The sequence below is a fragment of the Clostridium sp. AF15-41 genome, from assembly GCF_003604095.1.
Classification (GTDB): Bacteria; Bacillota; Clostridia; order Lachnospirales; family Lachnospiraceae; genus Coprococcus.
Genome location: NZ_QTMQ01000003.1, coordinates 81,599 through 102,737 on the forward strand (window position 1 = coordinate 81,599; position 21,139 = coordinate 102,737).

At 42.6% G+C, this 21,139-nt stretch carries 18 protein-coding genes and 1 riboswitch; of the genes, 1 reads left to right on the plus strand and 17 read right to left on the minus strand.

Annotated features, from left to right (window positions below; genetic code table 11):
• Positions 1–76: 76 nt before the first annotated feature.
• The 5 genes from DWW43_RS03070 to clpX form a co-directional block, all read right to left on the minus strand.
• Positions 77–1,495, minus strand: a complete 1,419-nt coding sequence (locus DWW43_RS03070; protein ID WP_008402926.1) for a DUF512 domain-containing protein — start codon at positions 1,493–1,495, stop codon at positions 77–79.
• Between the two features lie 24 nt (positions 1,496–1,519).
• Positions 1,520–2,266: a PT domain-containing protein gene (locus DWW43_RS12165; RefSeq protein WP_207665988.1), complete on the minus strand. Its 747-nt coding sequence runs from the start codon at positions 2,264–2,266 to the stop codon at positions 1,520–1,522.
• 174 nt (positions 2,267–2,440) lie between these two features.
• Positions 2,441–4,171, minus strand: a complete 1,731-nt coding sequence (locus DWW43_RS03080) for a S8 family peptidase (RefSeq protein ID WP_008402928.1) — start codon at positions 4,169–4,171, stop codon at positions 2,441–2,443.
• Between the two features lie 60 nt (positions 4,172–4,231).
• Positions 4,232–6,124 carry a DUF885 domain-containing protein gene (locus DWW43_RS03085; protein ID WP_119962698.1) on the minus strand — a complete coding sequence of 631 codons (1,893 nt, stop codon included), beginning with the start codon at positions 6,122–6,124 and terminating at the stop codon, positions 4,232–4,234.
• Positions 6,125–6,176: 52 nt separating this feature from the next.
• Positions 6,177–7,592 (minus strand): ATP-dependent Clp protease ATP-binding subunit ClpX, encoded by a 1,416-nt coding sequence (clpX, locus tag DWW43_RS03090; RefSeq protein ID WP_342413227.1) that lies wholly within the window; start codon positions 7,590–7,592, stop codon positions 6,177–6,179.
• 369 nt (positions 7,593–7,961) lie between these two features.
• On the opposite strand from clpX, the gene DWW43_RS03095 reads away from it, so the two are divergent.
• Positions 7,962–8,300 carry a P-II family nitrogen regulator gene (locus tag DWW43_RS03095; protein WP_008402931.1) on the plus strand — a complete coding sequence of 113 codons (339 nt, stop codon included), beginning with the start codon at positions 7,962–7,964 and terminating at the stop codon, positions 8,298–8,300.
• Positions 8,301–8,487: 187 nt separating this feature from the next.
• On the opposite strand, the gene proC is transcribed toward DWW43_RS03095, so the two are convergent.
• From proC to ribD, 12 genes are all read right to left on the minus strand, one after another.
• Positions 8,488–9,282 (minus strand): pyrroline-5-carboxylate reductase, encoded by a 795-nt coding sequence (proC, locus tag DWW43_RS03100; protein WP_008402932.1) that lies wholly within the window; start codon positions 9,280–9,282, stop codon positions 8,488–8,490.
• A gap of 80 nt (positions 9,283–9,362) precedes the next feature.
• Positions 9,363–9,842: a DUF6465 family protein gene (locus DWW43_RS03105; RefSeq protein ID WP_119962700.1), complete on the minus strand. Its 480-nt coding sequence runs from the start codon at positions 9,840–9,842 to the stop codon at positions 9,363–9,365.
• Between the two features lie 252 nt (positions 9,843–10,094).
• Positions 10,095–11,462 (minus strand): UDP-N-acetylmuramoyl-tripeptide--D-alanyl-D-alanine ligase, encoded by a 1,368-nt coding sequence (gene murF / locus DWW43_RS03110; RefSeq protein ID WP_044946221.1) that lies wholly within the window; start codon positions 11,460–11,462, stop codon positions 10,095–10,097.
• A gap of 150 nt (positions 11,463–11,612) precedes the next feature.
• The gene (locus tag DWW43_RS03115; RefSeq protein WP_243104385.1) at positions 11,613–14,156 is read right to left on the minus strand and encodes an ATP-dependent DNA helicase; all 2,544 of its coding nucleotides are present in this window, start codon (positions 14,154–14,156) and stop codon (positions 11,613–11,615) included.
• A 32-nt stretch (positions 14,157–14,188) separates the two neighbouring features.
• On the minus strand, positions 14,189–14,734 hold the full coding sequence (locus tag DWW43_RS03120) for a DJ-1 family glyoxalase III (protein WP_008402936.1): 546 nt from the start codon (positions 14,732–14,734) through the stop codon (positions 14,189–14,191).
• Between the two features lie 22 nt (positions 14,735–14,756).
• Positions 14,757–15,287, minus strand: coding sequence for a CYTH domain-containing protein (locus DWW43_RS03125; protein ID WP_119962703.1), 531 nt, complete (start codon positions 15,285–15,287; stop codon positions 14,757–14,759).
• A gap of 25 nt (positions 15,288–15,312) precedes the next feature.
• Positions 15,313–16,125 carry a DUF1189 domain-containing protein gene (locus DWW43_RS03130; RefSeq protein WP_008402939.1) on the minus strand — a complete coding sequence of 271 codons (813 nt, stop codon included), beginning with the start codon at positions 16,123–16,125 and terminating at the stop codon, positions 15,313–15,315.
• A complete protein-coding gene (locus DWW43_RS03135) occupies positions 16,125–16,928 on the minus strand; it encodes an HAD family hydrolase (RefSeq protein ID WP_119962704.1) in 804 nt (267 codons plus the stop codon). Before DWW43_RS03135 ends, DWW43_RS03130 begins: the two co-directional genes overlap by 1 nt.
• Positions 16,929–17,052: 124 nt before the next feature.
• Entirely contained in the window at positions 17,053–17,514 is a 462-nt protein-coding gene (gene ribE, locus DWW43_RS03140) for a 6,7-dimethyl-8-ribityllumazine synthase (protein WP_008402941.1), read from the minus strand.
• Positions 17,515–17,551: 37 nt separating this feature from the next.
• Entirely contained in the window at positions 17,552–18,748 is a 1,197-nt protein-coding gene (locus DWW43_RS03145; protein WP_008402942.1) for a bifunctional 3,4-dihydroxy-2-butanone-4-phosphate synthase/GTP cyclohydrolase II, read from the minus strand.
• Between the two features lie 29 nt (positions 18,749–18,777).
• Positions 18,778–19,434 (minus strand): riboflavin synthase, encoded by a 657-nt coding sequence (locus DWW43_RS03150; protein WP_119962705.1) that lies wholly within the window; start codon positions 19,432–19,434, stop codon positions 18,778–18,780.
• A 357-nt stretch (positions 19,435–19,791) separates the two neighbouring features.
• Positions 19,792–19,923: riboswitch (FMN riboswitch) on the minus strand.
• 33 nt (positions 19,924–19,956) lie between these two features.
• On the minus strand, positions 19,957–21,051 hold the full coding sequence (gene ribD, locus DWW43_RS03155) for a bifunctional diaminohydroxyphosphoribosylaminopyrimidine deaminase/5-amino-6-(5-phosphoribosylamino)uracil reductase RibD (protein WP_119962706.1): 1,095 nt from the start codon (positions 21,049–21,051) through the stop codon (positions 19,957–19,959).
• Positions 21,052–21,139: the final 88 nt, after the last annotated feature.

Sequence of the window (21,139 nt, forward strand, 5' to 3'; positions counted from 1 at the left end):
CATCTTTTTCAGATTTATGTCAACCTGAAAAAGATGCTCTGTCATATTTTTATTGCTGTTAACCCGGATAAACGCATTAATTCTCGTCATCATCAAATGCCTGAATATATCCTAATGTCTCATTATTTCGATCCATGGAATACGAAGGATCAATAACTGCCTGAATGAAATCCGCACCGCCTGATTCGATCGGAACCACATGCAGTCCCAGCCGTTCTTCTACCTGATCCACCGTCATATCATCTAAAAATACCTTTTCTCCCATACGAAGCATATTCGACGGAATAAGCAAGGCTTCTCCAAGATCAACACCTGCGTCCTGTATCTCCTTTAACTGTGTTGTCAGATCGATACCGGTGATCAGTCCTGAAACAGTGATCGTTTCTCCAAAAAAATCATTTCTGATACAATACACCCGGATCGTAAGTCCCGGGAACGCCTCCATCAGACGATTTGCAAAATTATCGATCGTACTGTAGGTCAATTTACCGGTTGCCATACAGACCGTTCGATGAAAAGTCTCCCTCCTGACCTGATAATCAGGTGCATCCAGCATCTCCCGATATGCTTCATCAAATTCTTCTAAGAATAAGCGCATCATTCCGACACCGTTTTCCAGCTGGATATACCCATCATATCGTTCCGCCTCCGGGAAATCCCTCCCGGCCGTTATATACCATTCGTCACTTGCATGGATAAAATGAAGCGAATATTGCTCATAAAATTTTTTCTGATAACTCTCGATCAGATCAATGACCTGTCCCGCTTCTTCTTTCGTAAATAATTCTAACGGATACAGCCCCTGTCTGTATTTCGTAAGTCCTGCCGGAACAACAGATACACTGCGCATGAAAGGCAGATATTTCCCCAGATCCCTGATACTCCGTTCAAGCTCCGTTCCATCATTTACATGCTTACAGAGAACGATCTGGCCATTCATCTCTACATGTCCTTCAAACAGACGATCCAGATATTTTAACCGGTCGCCTGCAAAACGATTATGCAGCATCTTACACCGCAGATCAGGATTGGTCGTCTGAATAGATATGTTGATCGGTGCAAGCTGCATCTTTATAATACGGTCAACATCCTCATCTGTCATATTTGTCAGTGTGATATAATTTCCCTGTAAAAAGGACAGACGGGAATCATCGTCTTTAAAATAAAGTGTCTCCCTCATTCCCGGAGGCATCTGATCAATAAAACAAAACATGCATTTATTGGTGCAGGATCGATAATCGCTCATAAGACCATTTTCAAATTCCACACCCAGATCATCATCATAATCCTTTTCAATCTCAAGCAGCCATTCTTCTCCATAGGATTTACGAATCAGAACCTCTATATATTCATCTTTTATCATGTATCGATAATCGAATACATCTTTTATCTCTTTATCATTTATTGCAAGCAGATAATCTCCCGTTTCAATCTCCATTTCTTCCGCTATGGAGCCGGGATAGACTACAGTAATTAAATGCTCATTTTTTTTCAACGTAGTTCCTCACTCATATTCTGCTTATTCTACGCTCTCAACAGCCGCTTCCGTAGGTGCTTCCGTCGGTGCCTCCGTTGGCTTCTCTGTAGGGGCTTCCGTCGGTGCCTCTGTAGGTGCTTCCGTCGGTGCCTCCGTTGGTTTCTCAGTAGGGGCTTCCGTCGGTGCCTCTGTAGGTGCCTCCGTTGGCTTCTCTGTAGGTGCTTCCGTCGGCTTCTCTGTAGGTTTCTCAGTTGTTACTTCTTCTGTTGTTGATGCTGTCGTAGGAGCCTCAGTCGGATTCTCTGTTCTCTGGCTCTCTGTTGAGGTGGTCGAAGGCTCATATGTTCTATTCTCTGTCGTTGCCTCAGCTGTCGTGCTTGTCCGGTCATCATTTACATTTGTAGTAGGAAGCGGGGCTTCCGTTACTACATTCTCTTCCGTATCTTCTTCTGCCTCTGCTTCCGTGACCGAAGCTGCTTTCTGCGCCTTTTCATACTTTTTCTTATTATTATGGAAGAACACTCCGAAAAAAGTATATTCACAAACGATCAATACACCAAGTACAACGACCGCAATATGAATAGCACGAATTCTTTTCGCTTTTTTATCATTCAAATCAGAATCGTCTTCTTCGGCTTCTTCGTTTTCTTCGTATTCTTCTGTTTCGTCTTCCTCTGAAGCTTCCGGATCATCTTCGGAATCATATATCTCATCCTCCGAATCATCCAATACTTCAGAAATATCCAAATCATCCTGAAATGGATCCAGTAATTCCTGATCTTTATCCATAAAATCCTCCGAAATCATTACAATTTTTCATAAGTTTTTTAATTTTTTTATACATTTCTTTTACAAACATGTATAGTATAATACACCTCTCAAATTCTGTAAAACCATTTTGTTAAAAATTATAAATCTTTTACAATTTTCACATTTTAGATACAATTTTCATGATATAACCGGTCAGGTACGAAGTCTGTCAAATGTATTATAGATATTCAATATTCCATATCCCCATTCACGATTTGGATATTCTCTCGCATAGACATACCCGCTTCCCTCATGTACGATATTCTCGATCGGAGCCTGATCCGTTCCCGGTCGTATCGTTCCACGTATAAAATAATTCCTGATCTGGTTTCCATTAATAAAACGTGTAATATCACGATCTCTTACCCATTGCAGGATCAATGCTGCACAACCGGCACAATGGGCTGCTGCAACCGAAGTCCCGGATCTTCGTACAAATGTGCGTGCTTTTCCCGGTCCATAGACATCCACTCCCGGTGCGACAAAATCAGGCTTGATATCATCTGCTGCCGTATATCCCCTGCTGCCATTCAAATAAAGACTGTTTGAATAATGATCATAGGCACATACGCACATAGGAATAACTGCCGTCGCAGGATTCGTAAGTGTAGTTTCCGGTGATGGACTTACAAATCTGGTATTCTCCGATAAAAATCGTGTGATCGGCAACCATGCATGAAAAGATTTATCGGTATCTCCCACACCATAGACACGTATTCTCCACAGACCGTTCGGCGGATCAAAGAAGCGCATCATGATCAGATCTTCTCCCGACTGATCCTCGACCAGAAAATAATCAACATAGATGATACCTCCACCAAAGATCGGACGTATTGTCTCACTTTTATCAAATCGGGGTGGAATCTGGCTCACATATTCCCCACCCGGAATCTCAAAAGCAACTGAATATATATTAGGAACCGCTCCCCATATCTCAAGGGTAAAGCTGTCATTCCCGGTTACATTGATCTCCATCTCCGTATATAACCGATCTCTCGGTATCATACCATGAAAATGATGCCCTGCGATGCCCTCATTTCCTCCCGCAACAGACACTGCAATTCCGGTCATAATACCAACATTTGCAATCAGGGATTCCAATGCCGATGCTCCTGTATGACTTCCACTGTTCGAACCGACTCCAACCAGTATCGACAGATATTTCTGTTCTATGCTTGCCTGTCTGCATAAAAAAGAGATGCCCATCATAATATCATTTTCCTGATAGGCATCTACATCTTCCGGTACACCATAGAGCCCTCTGAGATTCTGTTTTGCCTGTTTTAATTTGACAATTACAAAATCTGCCTCCGGTGCGACTCCTGTAAAATCATCGGTCTTTCCTCCGGCCGCTATTCCGGCAAGAAAAGTTCCATGTCCGTTCTCATCCTGCAGAACAGAAGTACCATTTCGGATCGCTTCATTTATCTCATCTCCGGTATACACGGTTCCATATCCGGGAAACTCTCCGGTCTGTTCTCCTCCCGGCACGGACTGATCCCATGCAGCAAGAATCCTCGTCTGACCTACCGCATTCTGAAACAACGGGTTCTGTATATCAATTCCGGTATCTATGATTCCGATAATGATATTCTTACCTGTCAATCCCAAAATATTCTCCTGCTGTACATTCACTGCTCCAACAGCCTCTACGCTGCTGGTATCCATCAATCCGTATAACTTGGGAAACAATGTATATTCCAGTCTGGAAAAACTCTCCATATAATCATCCGGTTTCGGACGGTATAACACGGCAAACCGCTCATCTATAAAATTAACACATCCTGTATCTTTATAAATATCCAGAACCGTTTCGGTTTCTCCATTGTATTCAATCAGATAGTCCACATAATCTTCCCGGTAAGCAACATCATCGCATATCATATTTTAGATCCTTTTTCCCTTTATAATAAACATATTCCGAAAAAGGCAAAAATATATTTCCTAGATCACATTTCCCTGTAATTTCTTATCGATCTGCTTCTTTAATATGTCATACTGACATGGTCCGGTCTCTAAAATGATCGTATTGAACTCTTTTACATCAAATGCATCACCGAGCTTCTCCTCAGCATAATCCCGCAGTTCCTTCAACTCATAATATCCGGTTGAATAGCTCTGGTATACCGCAGGATCCCCCACTAATGTATAGTAAAGCTCATCTGCACTACCGGCATCCATGCCCTGTTCCGTCAGGTACTGCTTCGTCTCATCCAATGACCATCCCTCGTAATTAACTCCGAGGTCAATTCTTCCCATGATCAGATAACTCATCTCATCATTCAATTTATACAGATCTGCAATGGCATCTCCATATGACTCTTCTTCATACTGATAATAGTACAGGGAATCATAACATGCATACATCGCCCAGCCCTCTTTATAACCAAGAAAACTCATAAGGGTTCTTACCGGTTCCGGATCTGTAGACATATAATATGCATTCTGAAGCATATGTCCCGGATACCCTTCATGTGCCAGAGTTGTCCACATACCATCTGTATGCATGCCATTGTAACGGATCAGATTGTTATCCGGATCATCAATAGCAGGTGCCATATAATAAGCTAATACATCGTCCATGATTGTTTCCAGACTCTTATCAAGCGGCTCTGCCTGATAATGTATGGTTCCGATATCCGGATAGTTCTCCGATGCGTCCTCCATCATCCGATCGATCATATCAGAAGCAGACATCTCATTTGTAGCTGCAAAGATATCATCATAATTGGATGCAAAATATTCATAAGCATCTTTATTCATGAAATACACCTGATAAATATCTGTCATCAGGTTCTTAAGCTCATTATCTAACATATCGATCACTTCATCCGCACTCTTTGAAGTCCCTGCATATGTCTTCAGCAGATATTCATAATACTCTTTACCCCCTTCATAGTTACAGATCCCCATCCGGTTCTTTCCTGTTCCCTTCAGGTCTGTAAATACAGTTATGATATTCTCAAAAGCAGGAATAAGAGAATTCTGAACAGCCTCTTTGTTCTGCTCTTTGAATTCCGTCTTTTCCTCATCAGACAGAAAATCAAGTCGATCCATATTATCGTTAAATACGGTCACCATAAAATGATCATCTTTATTCTCTATAAAAGTCTGACATTGATTGATTACCTTCTGACAGACTTCATCACTCATAAAATATCCTTTCTCAGATTTTTCTTTTTCAAAATCCAGATATTCCTGAAAATACTCCGGGATCTGCCCCAGTAATTCTATATATCGTTCAACATCACCCTTATCATCAAACCGATAGTCGGTAAACATCGAAGCAATATTCGCCTGAAGTCCTCTCATCGGAGAAAACGGTTCATACAGATATACATTATCATATACACCTGCTGCAACGTCAAAATACTCATCAAGCACATCGTATGTCAGCTTCTGGTCTTCTGTCAGACATGCTCTGTCAATTTTCTCCAGTTCATCTACCCACTTATCAAATTCCGCCTTATCTTCCTTGATTCCTTCTTCGGTCATGCCCGGGTCACCGAGTGTCACCTCCGGCTCCTCGATTCCATAATCTGCACCATTTTTTATAGAATAGTTATAGGTCATTGTATCTTCTGTAACAGCATCTTTAAAATAATCATCCAGATACTGTTCAAATTCCTTCTGCACCTTCTCTGCATTCTCTGAGAAAACTTCCTGTTCCTCCTCAGTTGTTACAGTCTCGGTTGTTCTATCTGTTCCCTGACCGTCCGAGAGATGCTTACGCTCTCCGCTGTCTTCTCCACAAGCAGAAAGTGCCAACGTCATTGATACACATAAAGCAGCTGCCAGAATCTGCCTGCGGCATCTGAGCATTTTTTTCTTAAACATACCTTTCTCCTTTTCAAACCTTTCCCTTTATCTTACCCAAAGATACGCCATTCTATTTATTTTCTGTTGCACAGGCTTCGATCTGCAACGGTTCTACACCACGCAGCTCAATGATCGGGCTGCCTTTACCATTTACATAATCACCTGTTATGATCACACGCCCGATGCTGTCATCTCTCGGGATCTGATACATGATATCTAACATAAATTCTTCAATGATCGCCCGGAGTGCTCTTGCTCCTGTATTCTTCTTCATTGCCTTTTCCGCAATTGCTTCATATGCCGAATCATCAAACTGAAGATCAACTTCATCGAGAGCCAGCAGCTTCTTATACTGCTTTAAGATCGCATTTTTCGGTTCTTTTAAGATTTTAATATACATGTCCTTATCCAATGCATCCAAGGTGAACAGAACCGGAAGTCGTCCGAGGAACTCAGGTATCATACCAAATTCACGGAGATCCTCATTTGTCACCTGTTTTAAGATATTAGGATCCTTATCATACTTGTCCTTTAAGTCTGCACGAAAACCGATCGAGGACTGCTTATTCAATCTTGCTTTAATAATATCTTCGATCGCCGGGAACGCACCTCCACAGATAAATAAAATATTCTTTGTATTCATCGTCGTCATCGGAACCATTGCGTTCTTACTTCCCGAACCTACCGGAACCTCAATCTCTGCTCCTTCTAAGATCTTCAGCAAGCCCTGCTGAACGGATTCTCCGCTTACATCACGGCTGTTACTGTTCTGCTTCTTTGCAATCTTATCAATCTCATCGATGAACACAATTCCCTTTTCAGCCTTTTCTACATCATTATCTGCTGCCGCAAGGAGCTTGGACAGTACACTTTCTACATCATCACCGATATAACCTGCCTCTGTAAGCGTCGTTGCATCCGTAATCGCAAGTGGTACATTTAACAGCTTCGCGATCGTTTTTACGATATAGGTCTTTCCACAACCGGTAGGTCCCACCATCAGCATATTGGACTTTTCAATCTCGATGTCGTCCATAGAATCTGTAAGCACCCGTTTGTAATGGTTATATACCGCAACAGACATTACCTTCTTGGCATATTCCTGACCGATTACATATTCATCTAACATTGCCTTGATCTTATGCGGTGCAGGTATGGTCGCAAGTGACAATTCTACCTCTTTTTTCTTTGGCTTTTCTGTTTTTTTCTTAACCTTCTGCTTTTGCGGAATATCCGTTTGTCCCATAAATCTGGAAAGATCAATATTCCCAAAATTCGGCATATTCGAAAGATCCAGGAACTGCATTCCCCCGAATCCGTTATTATTCATTGTATCCATGGTTTTCTGCATACAATCTGCACAGATATGTATATTACCCGGCATATCGATCATCTTACCGGCCACGCTCTCCGGTCTCCTGCACAGATAACAGTATTTCTCGTATTCATCCTCATGCTTGTCTTCTGTTTTATGATCATCAGACATGGTCTGACCGGTCAGTTCTTTATTCTCATCATCATTTCTATAATCAGACATTTTTATCCTCCACACTTTCGTTTTCTGCCTAAAAAAGCTATCTATATTACATCATATAACTTTGCTACATGATACCACAGATTCCACCTATATGAAAACAGTATTATTTCCGGTAAAGCAGTTAAATTTTTCTAAATAAATTTCATGTCATCCGCATCTGTTAATTTAATTAAGTACAATTGCTCTTATATCTCTTTGTGCCTCTGCTTCTTCTTCAGATAATATACAAAATCTTTCATTATGCCCTACCTGTAGAAATGAAAAAAAGAATATGGTATCATATTCTCAGTTACAAGTATAGAATGGAGGGTTATATATATGAAGAAATTATCAATTATTGTCCGTTCTGAAAAACTGGATGATGTAAAAGCCATTCTGGACGAATGCGGGTCAACCGGTGCTACAGTATCAAATATTATGGGATATGGAAATCAGAAGGGTTATAAAACAACATACCGCGGAAGTGAATATGTGGTCAATCTGATCCCGAAGATCAAGATTGAAACCATCGTCAAGGATGATGTTGCGGACAACATCATCTTTAAGGTATGTGAAAAGATCTCAACCGGAAAAGTAGGCGATGGCAAGATCTTCGTCTATGACGTTGCCGACGTCATCCGTATCCGTACCGGGGAACACGGTGACACCGCCTTATAAAATCTATCCGGCATACAAACAAATCCGCTGTACTATGCCACACTGTTATGAAGCAAACCTTGTCCGAGGCCGGTACTTAAGTTGCGTCTTTTGCAACTTTATGTACCGCTGCACGAGGACTAGAACGGAAGTGTTTTGCGGAATAACAGATGTGGTATAGCACAGCGGATTTGTTTGTAGTCAATTATTATAACCCGCGGGCTTTGCGAACACAGGCTTTCATTGCTTCGATCACGGAGGAACGGAAGCCTTTTTCTTCTAATACGCGGACAGCTTCCATTGTCGTTCCACCCGGGGAGCAGACCTGATCCTTTAATTCACCGGGATGCTTTCCTGTCTCAAGTACCATCTTTGCGCTTCCAAGAACAGACTGTGCCGCGAACTTATATGCCTGCGCTCTTGGCATTCCATCTGCTACTGCCCCGTCTGCCATTGCTTCTATAAGAATATAGATATATGCAGGAGAGCTTCCGCTGACGGATACACAGACATCCATAAGGTTCTCCGGTATCGTCTCTACTTCACCAAAGCTGCCAAGGATCTGAAGAACTGTTGCATAATCTTCATCGGTAACATATTCATTCCGACATGCACCTGTCATGCCCTCGCCTACCAACGCCGGTGTATTCGGCATCGTCCGTACCAGCTTCACATTCTTACCAAAACAATCCTGTAACCATGCAAGAGTCTTGCCGGGTGCGATACTGATAATAATCTGGTTATCGCTTACTGTATCTTTGATCTGTTCGATCACTTCCTGATAATACTGTGGTTTTACCGCCAAAACAACGATATCACTGTTCTTAACGACTTCCGAATTATCCATCGATACCTTAATGCCCAGTTCTCGCTGAACTCGTTCCAATGTTGTCTTTGTCTTTGCCGAAGCCATGATATTCTCTTCTTCAATAATCTGCTTCTTAATAATTCCTTTTATGATAGCTGTCGCCATATTGCCACATCCGACAAAACCGATCTTCATATGCACATTCTTCCTTTCCTTTTATACAGAAAAAGCAGCATCCTTATGTTAAGAACGCTGCCCTTCAAACTATTTATAGATTAAAGACTGTAAGAACCTGATTCTCCATCAGCTGTATAGTATACCATACCTGTTTCTGGCTGGTAATATACGTTCAATTCCTTAACTGCCTTATTGCCAAGTGCTTCTTTTGCTTTTGCTACAATGTCAGAAACATTGATCTGACCATTGTTATATTCAATGAAAACTGTCTCAGTTGTCTTAACTGCTGCCGGTTTCTTTGCTGCAGGCTTTTTAGCTGCAGGCTTCTTTTCTTCGGCTTTAACTTCTGTTTTTGCCGGTTCAGCTTTAGTTGCTACTGTCTTAGCTGCCGGTGCTTTCTTTGTTGCCGGCTTCTTTTCTTCTTTCACTTCTGCCTTAACCGGCTCAGCCTTTACTGCTGCCTTTGCTTCCTTAGCAGCTTCTGCCTTCTTTGCTGCCTCAGCCTTTGCCATAACGCCTGCTACGGTTGCCTTTGCTGTTACAACTTTCTTTGCATCTTCAGTCTTCTTTGTAGCCATAATTAAAACCCTCCGTTTTAAATCTTATTCTATCATTTTACGTACGCCTAATTTTATTTATGTATATCTTACTCAAGCTAGATTTGATATTACTCCATTTTCCGTGTTTTTTCAATATAGTTGCCTGTTTTTCTACGTTTTGTCTCACATCATGTGTTTTTTTCAAAAATACAAAGTCATATTAAACAATAAAAGCTACCGAATTTTATGAACTTTGGTAGCTTTTATGGTCGTTTTATACAATTTGTATAATTAATTAGTGAGAATTTTGACTATTTCGTTTAATTTCATACTATTGGAGCCTTTTAATAATACAATATCCTCCGGCTTCATGATCGCCATGAGATACAACGCAACCTCTTCATTATCCATAAAGGAGAAGGTCTTTGCATATTTTGTATCACATTCATCTAAAGCTTTCTTGATATCAAGTGCTTTTTCTCCAACCACGATCACTTCATCAATCTTCTTATCTCTAAGATATTCCCCGATCTGTCTGTGATAAGATACACTGTCATCTCCGAGTTCATTCATGTCGGCAAGGACTGCATATTTTTTCCCTTTACAGTCCAGATCACAGAGTACATCAATGCTTGCCTTCATCGAATCCGGGCTTGCATTATAAGTATCATCAAGGATCGTATATCGATTCTCCATACGAATGATCCGCTGTCTCTGTCCTTCAAAATGTTCGAAAGCCTTTGCCGCTGTTGCCATCGGAATCCCGAGCTGATATGCAACTGCGATTCCCGCCAGTGCATTCCTTACATTATGTTTTCCCAGTACATCCATAACAACATGAACTGTCTCGCCATTATGCGTACAGTCGAACTCCATACCCTGCTCTCCGCATTGTACATCGGATCCCTGAAAATCACAGACCTCATCGATACCGAAAGTAAGTGTCTGACATGACATATCATCTTTTATCTCCCGCAGTAACGGATCATCACCGTTTAACAGCAATAAGCCATTCTCCTTCATATGATTCACAATAGAAAGCTTCTCGTCTCTGATGTTCTCCTGCGTCTTCATAAATTCTATATGTGCAACACCGATCATTGTCACTACACAGATTGATGGTCTTACGATATCAGATAATATCTCCATCTGTCCCGGTTCACTGATACCCATCTCGATCACCGCTGCATCATATCCGTCTGTCATTCTGGAAAGCGTCATTGGTACACCGATCTGAGAATTCTCATTTCCATTTGTCTGAAAACAATGTCTGCCTGTGCCGACAGCCGCTGCGATCATCTCTCTGGTCGTTGTCTTTCCCACACTTCCGGTCACTCCGATATATGGAATATCATATCGACCGCGGATATCTTTTCCAATCGCCTGAAGCGCTTTCATCGTGTCATCAACACGGATAAACGGCTTCTCCGAAATAACGACATTATCATGCTCTGATGTCAGAGTTGCCGAAGCTCTCTCCATCGCCGGCTCAATAAAACGATGTCCGTCAACTTTATTACCCAACAGAGGAATAAATAAATCTCCCGCCTGTGCTTTTCTTGAATCAATACACAGACCTGTAATCGGTGTATCTTCATCGCCACAGAGCAGGAACCCTCCTGTTGCATTCACAATATCTTTTACTGTAATATTTTTCATTTCCCCTATCTGCCTTTCCAGAACAGTTTCATATTTCATATAAAAGCATGCACTGCATGCAGGCCAGTAGAAAAAGCCTGCGTCCATTTTATCACATATATATGCGAATTTCCAGTATTCTTGTGTACATATTCCCATTTTGAAGAAAGATTAAGGTTCTTCCTCTCTTTTCCAGAAATTCTCCACCTTCTGAGCAAGCCGGTCAAAATTTCCAAATACCGCATCCTGCCATTCCACCGGAAATAACGAGTTATATTCCCCGGTGCCAAATCGTTCGTCCAATAACAGGATCACTCCGGTATCATCTTCTGTCCGGATCACCCGCCCGGCTGACTGGAATACCTTATTAATACCCGGATACAGATACGCATATTTAAAACCGTCAACAGACGAATCCGCATTTGTATCCGTCCTCTTTCCGGTATTGAAATAATCCATCATGATCTTTCTCTCATTGCACACCTGCGGAAGTCCCGGTCCTACTACAACCGATCCGATCAATCTGTCCCCGGTCAGATCGATTCCCTCAGAGAATATACCACCCATGATACAAAAGGCGACTACATTCTTTTGTGATGAGAAATGCTCCAGGAATGCTTCTCTGTCTGCCTCTTTCATATTCTGTTCCTGACACAGCAGTTCCATAACAGAACAATCTTCAGCCGTCATCTGCTCATAGACCTCCCGAAGCATCTTATAGGATGGCAGAAATACCATATAATTGCCGGGATGTACTTTAAACAGATGTCTGATATACTCTGCCACACGTTTATACTCCTTTACCGAACGTCTGGTATATTTCGTAGATACATCCACGCCGACCATGATCTGTCGTTTCTTCTGATCAAACGGAGAAGGAATATAGATAGCCTGATCGGTATCCGTATCGGACAGCATCTCCATGTAATACTTTACCGGCAGGATCGTTGCCGAAAAGAAAACAGTCGATACCCCCTTATCCAGGCAAAGCTTCAGATTATTCGCCGGATGGACGCAATATAACCGCACCATAAATCTGCCATCCGAAGTAAGCTCATCATAGATCACATAGCTTTCATCGATCAGATCCGCAATATTTAAAAATGTCGTAAGTGCAAAATAAAACTCCAGTATCTCCTTACGTTCCGGGATCTGTTTGTAATCTTCTAAAAATGTCTCCATCGTCGTATGAAGCTGCAGCAGCTTCAGATACAGAACCCCGATATCATTTAGAATCTGATATCCATGCTCCGGGCATCGCTTCTTCAATTCCAGAAGCTCCCGGTTGCAGGATTCCAGACCTCGAACAAGCTTCTTACTATATGGCTTTACAAGTTTTTTCACTGCAAGGAAATCTTCTTTATACAAAGTCGCACTGTACATGGATGATGCACGATCCACCAGATTGTGTGCTTCATCCACCAGAAATACATACCGTCCTGTATCATATGCTGTCTGAGAAAAAAACCGTTTCAGATTCACCCTCGGATCAAATACATAATTATAATCTCCAATGATAGTATCTGCGAACAGACTCGCATCCAGACCCAGTTCAAACGGACAGACCCGATACCTTTCCGCATAAGAACGGATAACCTCCCGATCCATTCTTTCCTCCTGCGTGATCATTTCAAATAATGCAGCATTGACACGATCAAAATGTCCCTTTGCATAAGGACAATGCTCCGCGTCACATTCCATTGTCTCATTCAGACATATCTTCTCTTTGGCAGTCAGCATAACGGAAGAAAACTTCAATCCATGTTCCCGCAGCAATGTAAGTGCCTGATCCGGTACGGTTCCGGCGATCGTCTTGGCCGTCAGATAAAAAATCTTCGATACCAGCCCGGTTGCAAATGCCTTAACGGAAGGAAACATTGCCGCCATCGTTTTACCGATTCCGGTCGGAGCCTGTACAAACAATCTGCGCTCCCCTTCGATCGCCTTATACACACAGGCAGCCATCTGCTTCTGTCCTTTTCTGTATTCATATGGGAATTCCAGTTCTGTAATCGAAGCATCTCTGATTCTTGCATGTGATATGGCATGATCGATCCATTTCATCATCTCATCCACCGTATCATGAAACCATTCCTCAAGAAATGAAAAAGAAAATACATAAAAAAAATGTTTTACCTCTTCACTTTCCAGATTCACATATGTGATCTGTACATTGATCCGATCCAAAGACTGTTCTTTTGCATAAATATAGGCATAGCACATTGCCTGGGCTACATGAACTGTTTCCGGTACTTCGATATCGGCAAGTTTTCTGTACACGCCTTTGATCTCGTCGATCGTAACATCCGCAGGTTCATCCGCTTCCGGCATCTGACCGGTCACGTCGGCAGCATTTGGTTCCATGAGGCTCTCAACTGCTTCCGGATCCGGGCTCTCCGTTTTTTTGAGCAGCAGCCGGTCCCAATATCTGTCCTCTACCCGGATCACCTGCCGCTCGATTTCCTTCTTCTTCCTGCTTCGGTTCTTTTCACCTCTCAGATCTATGATCCCATCTGCTCTGCCCTCTATCGTGACATCCAGATCATGAATTCCCTTCTTCATCGTGATCTTTAAAGGAACTTCCGCATCATAATAAGACCCTGCCATTTTCTGAAGCTTTCGATGCATCTTACTTCCCGCATTCATCGCTTCCTTTGACAGAGTCCCATTACTGCTGCTTGTAATATCGCCGCATCTGTATATAAATTCTACCATATGCCTGACCGATACTTTAAATTCCATAATTCTTATTTGTAAACAATGGCTGCTGCCAGCTTCTCTGCTGTCTCCCGATCTGTCAGGATCTCAACCAGTTTCAAACCAAAATCAATAGCTGTTCCCATACCGCGGCTTGTGATCACCTTACCGTCTGTTACTACATTTTCATATGATACTTTCGCACAATGAAGTCCCGCTTCCATTCCCGGATAGCAGGTAGCCTCCTTATCCTTTAAGATGCCAAAGACTCCAAAGGCAGTCGGTGCCGCACAGATCGCTGCAACATATCTTCCTGCTTCATACTGTCCGCATACGAGATTCTTTACCTTCTCATTTGCGATCAGATTTGTCACACCGGGCATACCACCCGGAAGTACGATCATATCTGCATCATCGGTAAGTGCACTGATCTTCTCATCCATCTTTACTGTGATCCCATGTGAACCTGTAACCGTATCCTGATCGTCTGCCGCCACCATAAGGCAGTCAACCTTTGCACGTCTTAACAGATCTACAACGGTTAATGCTTCTACTTCTTCATATCCTGTTTCAAATAACATTCTGACTTTCATCATTCTTCCTCCATTTCTATCTATACTATTCGCCGAGTTTCGACACACCTGTCATAAATGCAAGTCGCTGTTCCTCATTCATACTGCTTAATGCACTGTTATGATACGCTCCATCCATCGATACATCTCTGGTAAACCATGCCGGTGCTGCGAAATTATCTGCATCTTCCTTCGTCTCAAATTCGACTTCTGCATAGATCAGTCCCTGATACAGCCCCTCAAAGACATCCAGTTCGATCTTAAGTCCTGCATCCTTTTGCTTATCACCTGTTGTACCCTCTGTATCCGTTAGCGGGATGATATATCTGCGTTTCGTCACCAGATTCCCATCAACCTTGCCAAGCAGTCGTTTATAATCTGCTTCATTCATCGGAAGCTCGAATTCCTGTCGTTCCAGTAATCCGCTCGACTTTACTGTAAGAATATATTGTTCATCTGCCTTTCGGATACGGATCACCGGGCTGGTCGAGATATACCCCTGCTCCAGTTCCTTATATGGATACGCTTCCAGTGAAAACGGTATCTCTTTTATCAGATATTTTCTTTCAATCTCCATAAAAGCCTCCTTTTATATCAGCACTTTATAACCAGTCCTCCGGTGGTGCCGTTGTTCCCACATGGCTTGCGATTCCCCTGTTTATCATAGAAAATGCCAGGATCAAGGTGATCACAAACATAATAGATGACGGTATCAGAAAATCCAGACAGGTATTTACCGATGTCAGCAGCATCGGCAAGGTCAGTCCGTAAAGACATACACGGAATACATTCCCATAAGATAAACCTGTGTGAAGTCCTTTCGCAAGCGTCCGTGCAACGATCGAAAATACAAGTGCAAGGAAGATCATCCTGATCACACTTCCGAACATCATAGCAATATACATAATGATAATCGCAACATAGAACGCCGGTACTGCGGATGCAAGCTGTTCATTGTTAAATCCATCATAGAATAATTTGTCGAGATCCATCGTCGAGTATTCATACGTCTGTCCGCCGTTTATCATTCCCATGACTACGTTCTCTTTGCCAAATGCGATATACACGCCATTTGTCTTGATATCATCGAGTGTGATCCTGTCATAATCCGTATTCATATAGATTGTTGCATTTCCGATATCGAGTGACATCTCCGACTCTGCCGTAAGCTTACCATCCTCGATCACAAACTGCGGAACCTTATTCGTAATCAGGTTATTTAACCCTCCCACATGCATGATAAAGGTAATGACACCGATTCCAAACTCGATAAAGGTCAGGATAAAAGCGATCAATATCATAAATCCTACCGTCTTGCTCGCTTTTAACTTCGTCAGATGCTTATAATTTTTCGGGCTGGATACCGCGATAGCTAACTGATCGACCATCGTTACTTTTGAATATTCTTCGTCCATTAGATAATCTCCATTTTTTTCATAGCTTTATAGATTCCGTCTTCTCTGACATCATCCGTTACGAAACGGACTTTCTTCTTCAGATACTCCGGACCTTTTTTCATTATAATACTATTTGGCACATATGCCAACATCGGTTCATCATTACTTCCGTCTCCAAATGCATATGCATTTTCCAATGGCAGGTCAAAATAATCAAGCAGATACCGGATACCGGTTGCCTTCGTATATCCCTTTGGTACGACCTCACAAAAATTTCCCTCTCTCTGGATATACATATAATCTTTTTCCAGATATGTCTTAAACACTTCCAGATACGGAGTGTCAGCATCATACCATGCACAAAATTTATCAAAGATATGATCGTTTGCAGGATCGTCATATTCCATATAGGTGCTGGTTGCCTTAAAATAACTGGTCAGTTCTTTTAAATGCTCATTATCGGAAAAAACATCGCTTGTAAACACTTTGTCCGCATGTTCATATACGGCATCCATTTTATATTCACGACATTTCCGAATCACACCTGCGCAGACATCATATGGCGTAACGTGATGAAACAATGTCTCACCATTATACACAATATGAGTTCCGCAGCCACAGACAAAACCATCAAAGCCTGCGCTTCTGATTTCTTCCGTTACATTACAAAATACTCTTCCCGTATTGATAAATGCCAGATGTCCGTTCTCTCTTGCCTTTTGTATTGCCTCTTTTGCACTGTCCGGAAAATATCGTTTTCCATCATCCGTGATCAGAGTTCCGTCGATATCAAAAAAAAGAATCTTTCTTGTCTTATTCATGTCTATTTCCTCCGGTTATTACCGCATAAGAACAAAAGCGCTCCACGCAGTATGAATGCATTCAGGGTTCTATGACCTTTTTTGCATCATAAAACCCTGAACATTATTTTATGCTATGCAATTTTTATAACTGCTTCATAAGGTCGATCATCTCAAGTGCGCCCATTGCACAATCATAACCCTTGTTACCTGCCTTTGTTCCGGCACGCTCAATTGCCTGCTCAATGTTCTCCGTTGTTACTACACCGAACATAACAGGGATACCGGATTCAAGCGAAACAGATGCAATTCCCTTGGACACTTCATTGCATACATAATCATAATGGCTGGTTGCTCCGCGGATAACTGCGCCAAGGCAGATCACTGCATCATATTTTCCTGACATAGCCATCTTCTTAGCTACAACCGGAATCTCAAATGCTCCCGGAACCCATGCAACAGATATGTCATCCGGATTTACGCTGTGACGTAATAATGCATCCTCTGCACCGCTTACCAGTTTTGATACGATAAATTCATTAAATCTTGCTGCTACAATACCGATCTTGGCACCATTTGCTACGATCATTCCTTCAATCTTCTTCATTTTATTATCCTCCTGTTATTACGTTCATTATATCGTCTTACAGATCAAGTATATGTCCCATCTTTTCTTTCTTTGTCTTCAGATAAAACGCATCGAACTTGCCCGGCTGCATCTGGATCGGTACTCGTTCCACGATCTCAAGATTGTATCCTGACAAACCATATACCTTTAATGGATTGTTCGTAAGCAGTCTCATCTTTCTGACACCAAGGTCAACCAAGATCTGTGTTCCGATCGTATAATCTCTTGCATCCTCAGGGAAGCCAAGCTTCAGATTTGCCTCTACGGTATCTAAGCCCTGATCCTGTAACTGATATGCTTTGATCTTATTGATCAGACCGATTCCACGTCCTTCCTGTCTCATGTACAGAAGCACGCCTCTGCCTTCCTTTGCGATCATCTTCATCGCTGCATCATACTGCTGGCCACAGTCACAACGGGCTGAACCAAGTGCATCTCCGGTCAGACATTCAGAATGAACTCTGCATAATACCGGCTCTCCATCGGTGATATCGCCCTTTACCAGTGCTACATGATGCTCACCATTTAATTTATTGATATATCCATAGATCGTGAACTCACCATATCTGGTCGGCATCTTTGCCTTTGCTACACATTCTACAAATACTTCATGTTCCTTACGGTACTGAACCAGCTTTTCGATCGTGGAGATTTTCAGGTTGTGCTCCTCAGCAAATGCAAGCAGATCGTCCTTTCTTGCCATTGTACCGTCATCCTTCATGATCTCACAGCACAGACCACATGGCTTCAAGCCTGCAAGTCTGCACAGATCGACCGTTGCCTCTGTATGTCCGCCTCTCTCGATCACGCCGCCCGGAACTGCACGTAATGGGAACATATGACCCGGTCTGCGGAAATCCTCCGGCTTTGCATCTTCTTCTACGAACTTTCTGGCTGTAATGCCACGCTCATACGCTGAGATTCCGGTTGTAGTGCTTACATGGTCAACCGACACTGTAAATGCAGTACAATGATTATCTGTATTTGTGATGCACATCTGCGGAAGATTTAACTTCTCCACATAAGAATCATCCATCGGCATACAGATCAGGCCTCTGGCATATTTTGCCATAAAGTTCACATTCTCCGTGGTTGCGAATTCAGATGCGCAAATGACATCTCCTTCGTTCTCTCTGTCTTCATTATCGAGCATAACGACAACCTTACCGGCTGCCAGATCAGCTAATACTTCTTCTATGCTGTTTAATTCCATCTGTCTTTACCTCCATAGGAATATTTATTTTATAAGAATCCATTCTCTGCCAGGAAATTCATATCTACTTTTTTTCCTGTATCCGATTCTTCTTTGTCTTTAAAATGAAGCAGCTTATCTACATATTTGCCGATCACATCATTTTCCAGATTGACCACTGCTCCGGTCTGCCTGCGGATCAGCGTTGTCTCCTCTGCCGTATGTGGAATGATCGAAACCTTAAAGCAGCGGTCATCGACATAAGCAACCGTCAGGCTGATTCCATCGATCGCGATCGATCCCTTCTCGATGATATACTTTAACAGCTTTTTATCACATGTTACTGTCACCCAGATCGCATTTTCTTCTCCGGTGTAATCTGTGATCACCCCGGTTCCGTCGATATGCCCAGATACGATATGTCCGCCAAATCTTCCATCTGCCGCCATCGCACGCTCCAGATTCACCTTGCTGCCGGAGCTTAAGGTACCCAGATTGCTTCTTCTTATCGTCTCTGCCATCACATCTGCCGTAAACAAATGCCCCGACATTCCTGTGATCGTCAGGCATACCCCATTGACAGCTATGCTGTCACCGATCTTACTTCCTTGCAGAACCTTGTCAGCCTCTATGGTCAGGCGACCGGAGGATGTGCCTTTTTCTATCTTCTTTATCGTGCCTGTCTCTTCCACAATGCCTGTGAACATGACTGCCTCCTTTTCGGGGACGTTTTTTTGCAAACAGTCATTTCGTCACCCCATTGACTCTTGTTCCGCAAAACGCTTGCGCTCTATTTTCATGTAACGGTACTAAACTCACTGCCCTTTGCAGTTCGTTAAGAACCGACATGAAAAAAGGTTTACTGCACAAGATCAATGGAGTAACGAACTGATTGTTTAAAAAAACATCAACCTGATTAATTAACAACTTACTTGCTGAATTTCTTCTTTTAACATATTAAGTTTCCATATAACTTAACATAAAAAAGCCGGAGACTATGTCTCCGGCGGGTTGTTTGTTATGAAATGTTGGTGCAGATTCTACGCATGCTGATACCTGTTATCTGCATTCTTCTTTCATCCAGACTTTACTGTCGGCTTTGGATTCTCACCAAATCATGCCTTACGGCTCGCGGGCTCACATAAATTACTATGTACACCGCCGGTGGGGAAACGAACCCCGCCCTGAAGACTTCAACATGGTTATATTGGCACAGTTTGTTATGTTTGTCAAGCTGTTATCTGAAAATACTGAAGCATGATGTCTGCTCCAAACCTCTGAACGGAACCAAGCTCAAACGGATAGGCTTCTTCCGGTGATTCTACTCCCATACCACCGACCGGTGTATAACCTGCACTTCCCCCAAAGATCTTCGGTGCTATATAGACATCGACCTCTTTTACGATACCTGCTTTTAATGCACTTTCATTTAAGGTTCCGCCACCTTCAAGCAGAATTCCGTCTATGTTTCTTGCGCCGAGCTGTCTCATCAGTTCCTGCAGATCCACATGACCATCCACATTCTCCGTCTCGATGATCTCAACGCCTGCCCCGATCAGCTTCTGCTTCTTATCTGTCTGATCCTCTGACTGTATGGTTGCAAGAATCGTCGGTACTTCAGACGCTGTTCTTACGATCTGTGAATCCATAGGAATCCGAAGTCTGCTGTCGCAAATAATACGGACCGGATTTCTGCCTCCTGCTCTCCTACAGGTAAGTGCCGGATCATCTTTTATCACAGTCTCGCTTCCAACCATGATACCTGTAAGTGCATTTCTCTGCTCCATCACATGGGCTCTTGCTTCTTCGCCGGTGATCCATTTACTCTTTCCACTGTAGGTTGCGATCTTACCATCCATAGTCATTGCATATTTCATTACGACATATGGTGTCTTATTTACAATATAATGGAAAAATACCGGATTCAGGCTGTCACATTCTTCTTTTAATACATGCGTGATAACTTCAATCCCTGCATCCCGTAGTATCTGATATCCCTTTCCCGATACAAGCGCATTCGGATCATCCGATCCGACATAGACTCTGCTGATCTTATGCTCGATGATCGCATTCACGCACGGAGGCTGTTTGCCATAGTGGCAGCAGGGCTCCAGTGTCACATACATTTCCGCCCCCGCTGCGTCCTCTGTCAGATGTGCAAACGCATCCCGCTCCGCATGAAGTTCTCCGTATCTTCTGTGATATCCCTCACCAATAATCCGCCCATCCTTTACGATCACTGCTCCGACCAGCGGATTTGGATTTACCGCTCCGATTCCTTTTTTTGCCAATTCAATGGCTCTCCTCATATATGTTTCCTGCATATTGTCTAACCTCGTATTCCTTATCTGATCATTATCTGCTTCTTATTTACTTCCTGTATACTTCTTGACAAATCTGTTTTACACTATT

Coding starts and splice junctions, on each gene's coding strand:
- DWW43_RS12165 (WP_207665988.1), bottom strand. CDS start 2,266: ATGGATAAAGATCAGGAATTACTGGATCCATTTCAGGATGATTTGGAT.
- DWW43_RS03080 (WP_008402928.1), bottom strand. CDS start 4,171: ATGATATGCGATGATGTTGCTTACCGGGAAGATTATGTGGACTATCTG.
- DWW43_RS03085 (WP_119962698.1), bottom strand. CDS start 6,124: ATGTTTAAGAAAAAAATGCTCAGATGCCGCAGGCAGATTCTGGCAGCT.
- clpX (WP_342413227.1), bottom strand. CDS start 7,592: ATGTCTGATGATCATAAAACAGAAGACAAGCATGAGGATGAATACGAG.
- DWW43_RS03095 (WP_008402931.1), top strand. CDS start 7,962: ATGAAGAAATTATCAATTATTGTCCGTTCTGAAAAACTGGATGATGTA.
- proC (WP_008402932.1), bottom strand. CDS start 9,282: ATGAAGATCGGTTTTGTCGGATGTGGCAATATGGCGACAGCTATCATA.
- DWW43_RS03105 (WP_119962700.1), bottom strand. CDS start 9,842: ATGGCTACAAAGAAGACTGAAGATGCAAAGAAAGTTGTAACAGCAAAG.
- murF (WP_044946221.1), bottom strand. CDS start 11,462: ATGAAAAATATTACAGTAAAAGATATTGTGAATGCAACAGGAGGGTTC.
- DWW43_RS03115 (WP_243104385.1), bottom strand. CDS start 14,156: ATGGTAGAATTTATATACAGATGCGGCGATATTACAAGCAGCAGTAAT.
- DWW43_RS03120 (WP_008402936.1), bottom strand. CDS start 14,734: ATGATGAAAGTCAGAATGTTATTTGAAACAGGATATGAAGAAGTAGAA.
- DWW43_RS03125 (WP_119962703.1), bottom strand. CDS start 15,287: ATGGAGATTGAAAGAAAATATCTGATAAAAGAGATACCGTTTTCACTG.
- DWW43_RS03130 (WP_008402939.1), bottom strand. CDS start 16,125: ATGGACGAAGAATATTCAAAAGTAACGATGGTCGATCAGTTAGCTATC.
- DWW43_RS03135 (WP_119962704.1), bottom strand. CDS start 16,928: ATGAATAAGACAAGAAAGATTCTTTTTTTTGATATCGACGGAACTCTG.
- ribE (WP_008402941.1), bottom strand. CDS start 17,514: ATGAAGAAGATTGAAGGAATGATCGTAGCAAATGGTGCCAAGATCGGT.
- DWW43_RS03145 (WP_008402942.1), bottom strand. CDS start 18,748: ATGGAATTAAACAGCATAGAAGAAGTATTAGCTGATCTGGCAGCCGGT.
- DWW43_RS03150 (WP_119962705.1), bottom strand. CDS start 19,434: ATGTTCACAGGCATTGTGGAAGAGACAGGCACGATAAAGAAGATAGAA.
- ribD (WP_119962706.1), bottom strand. CDS start 21,051: ATGCAGGAAACATATATGAGGAGAGCCATTGAATTGGCAAAAAAAGGA.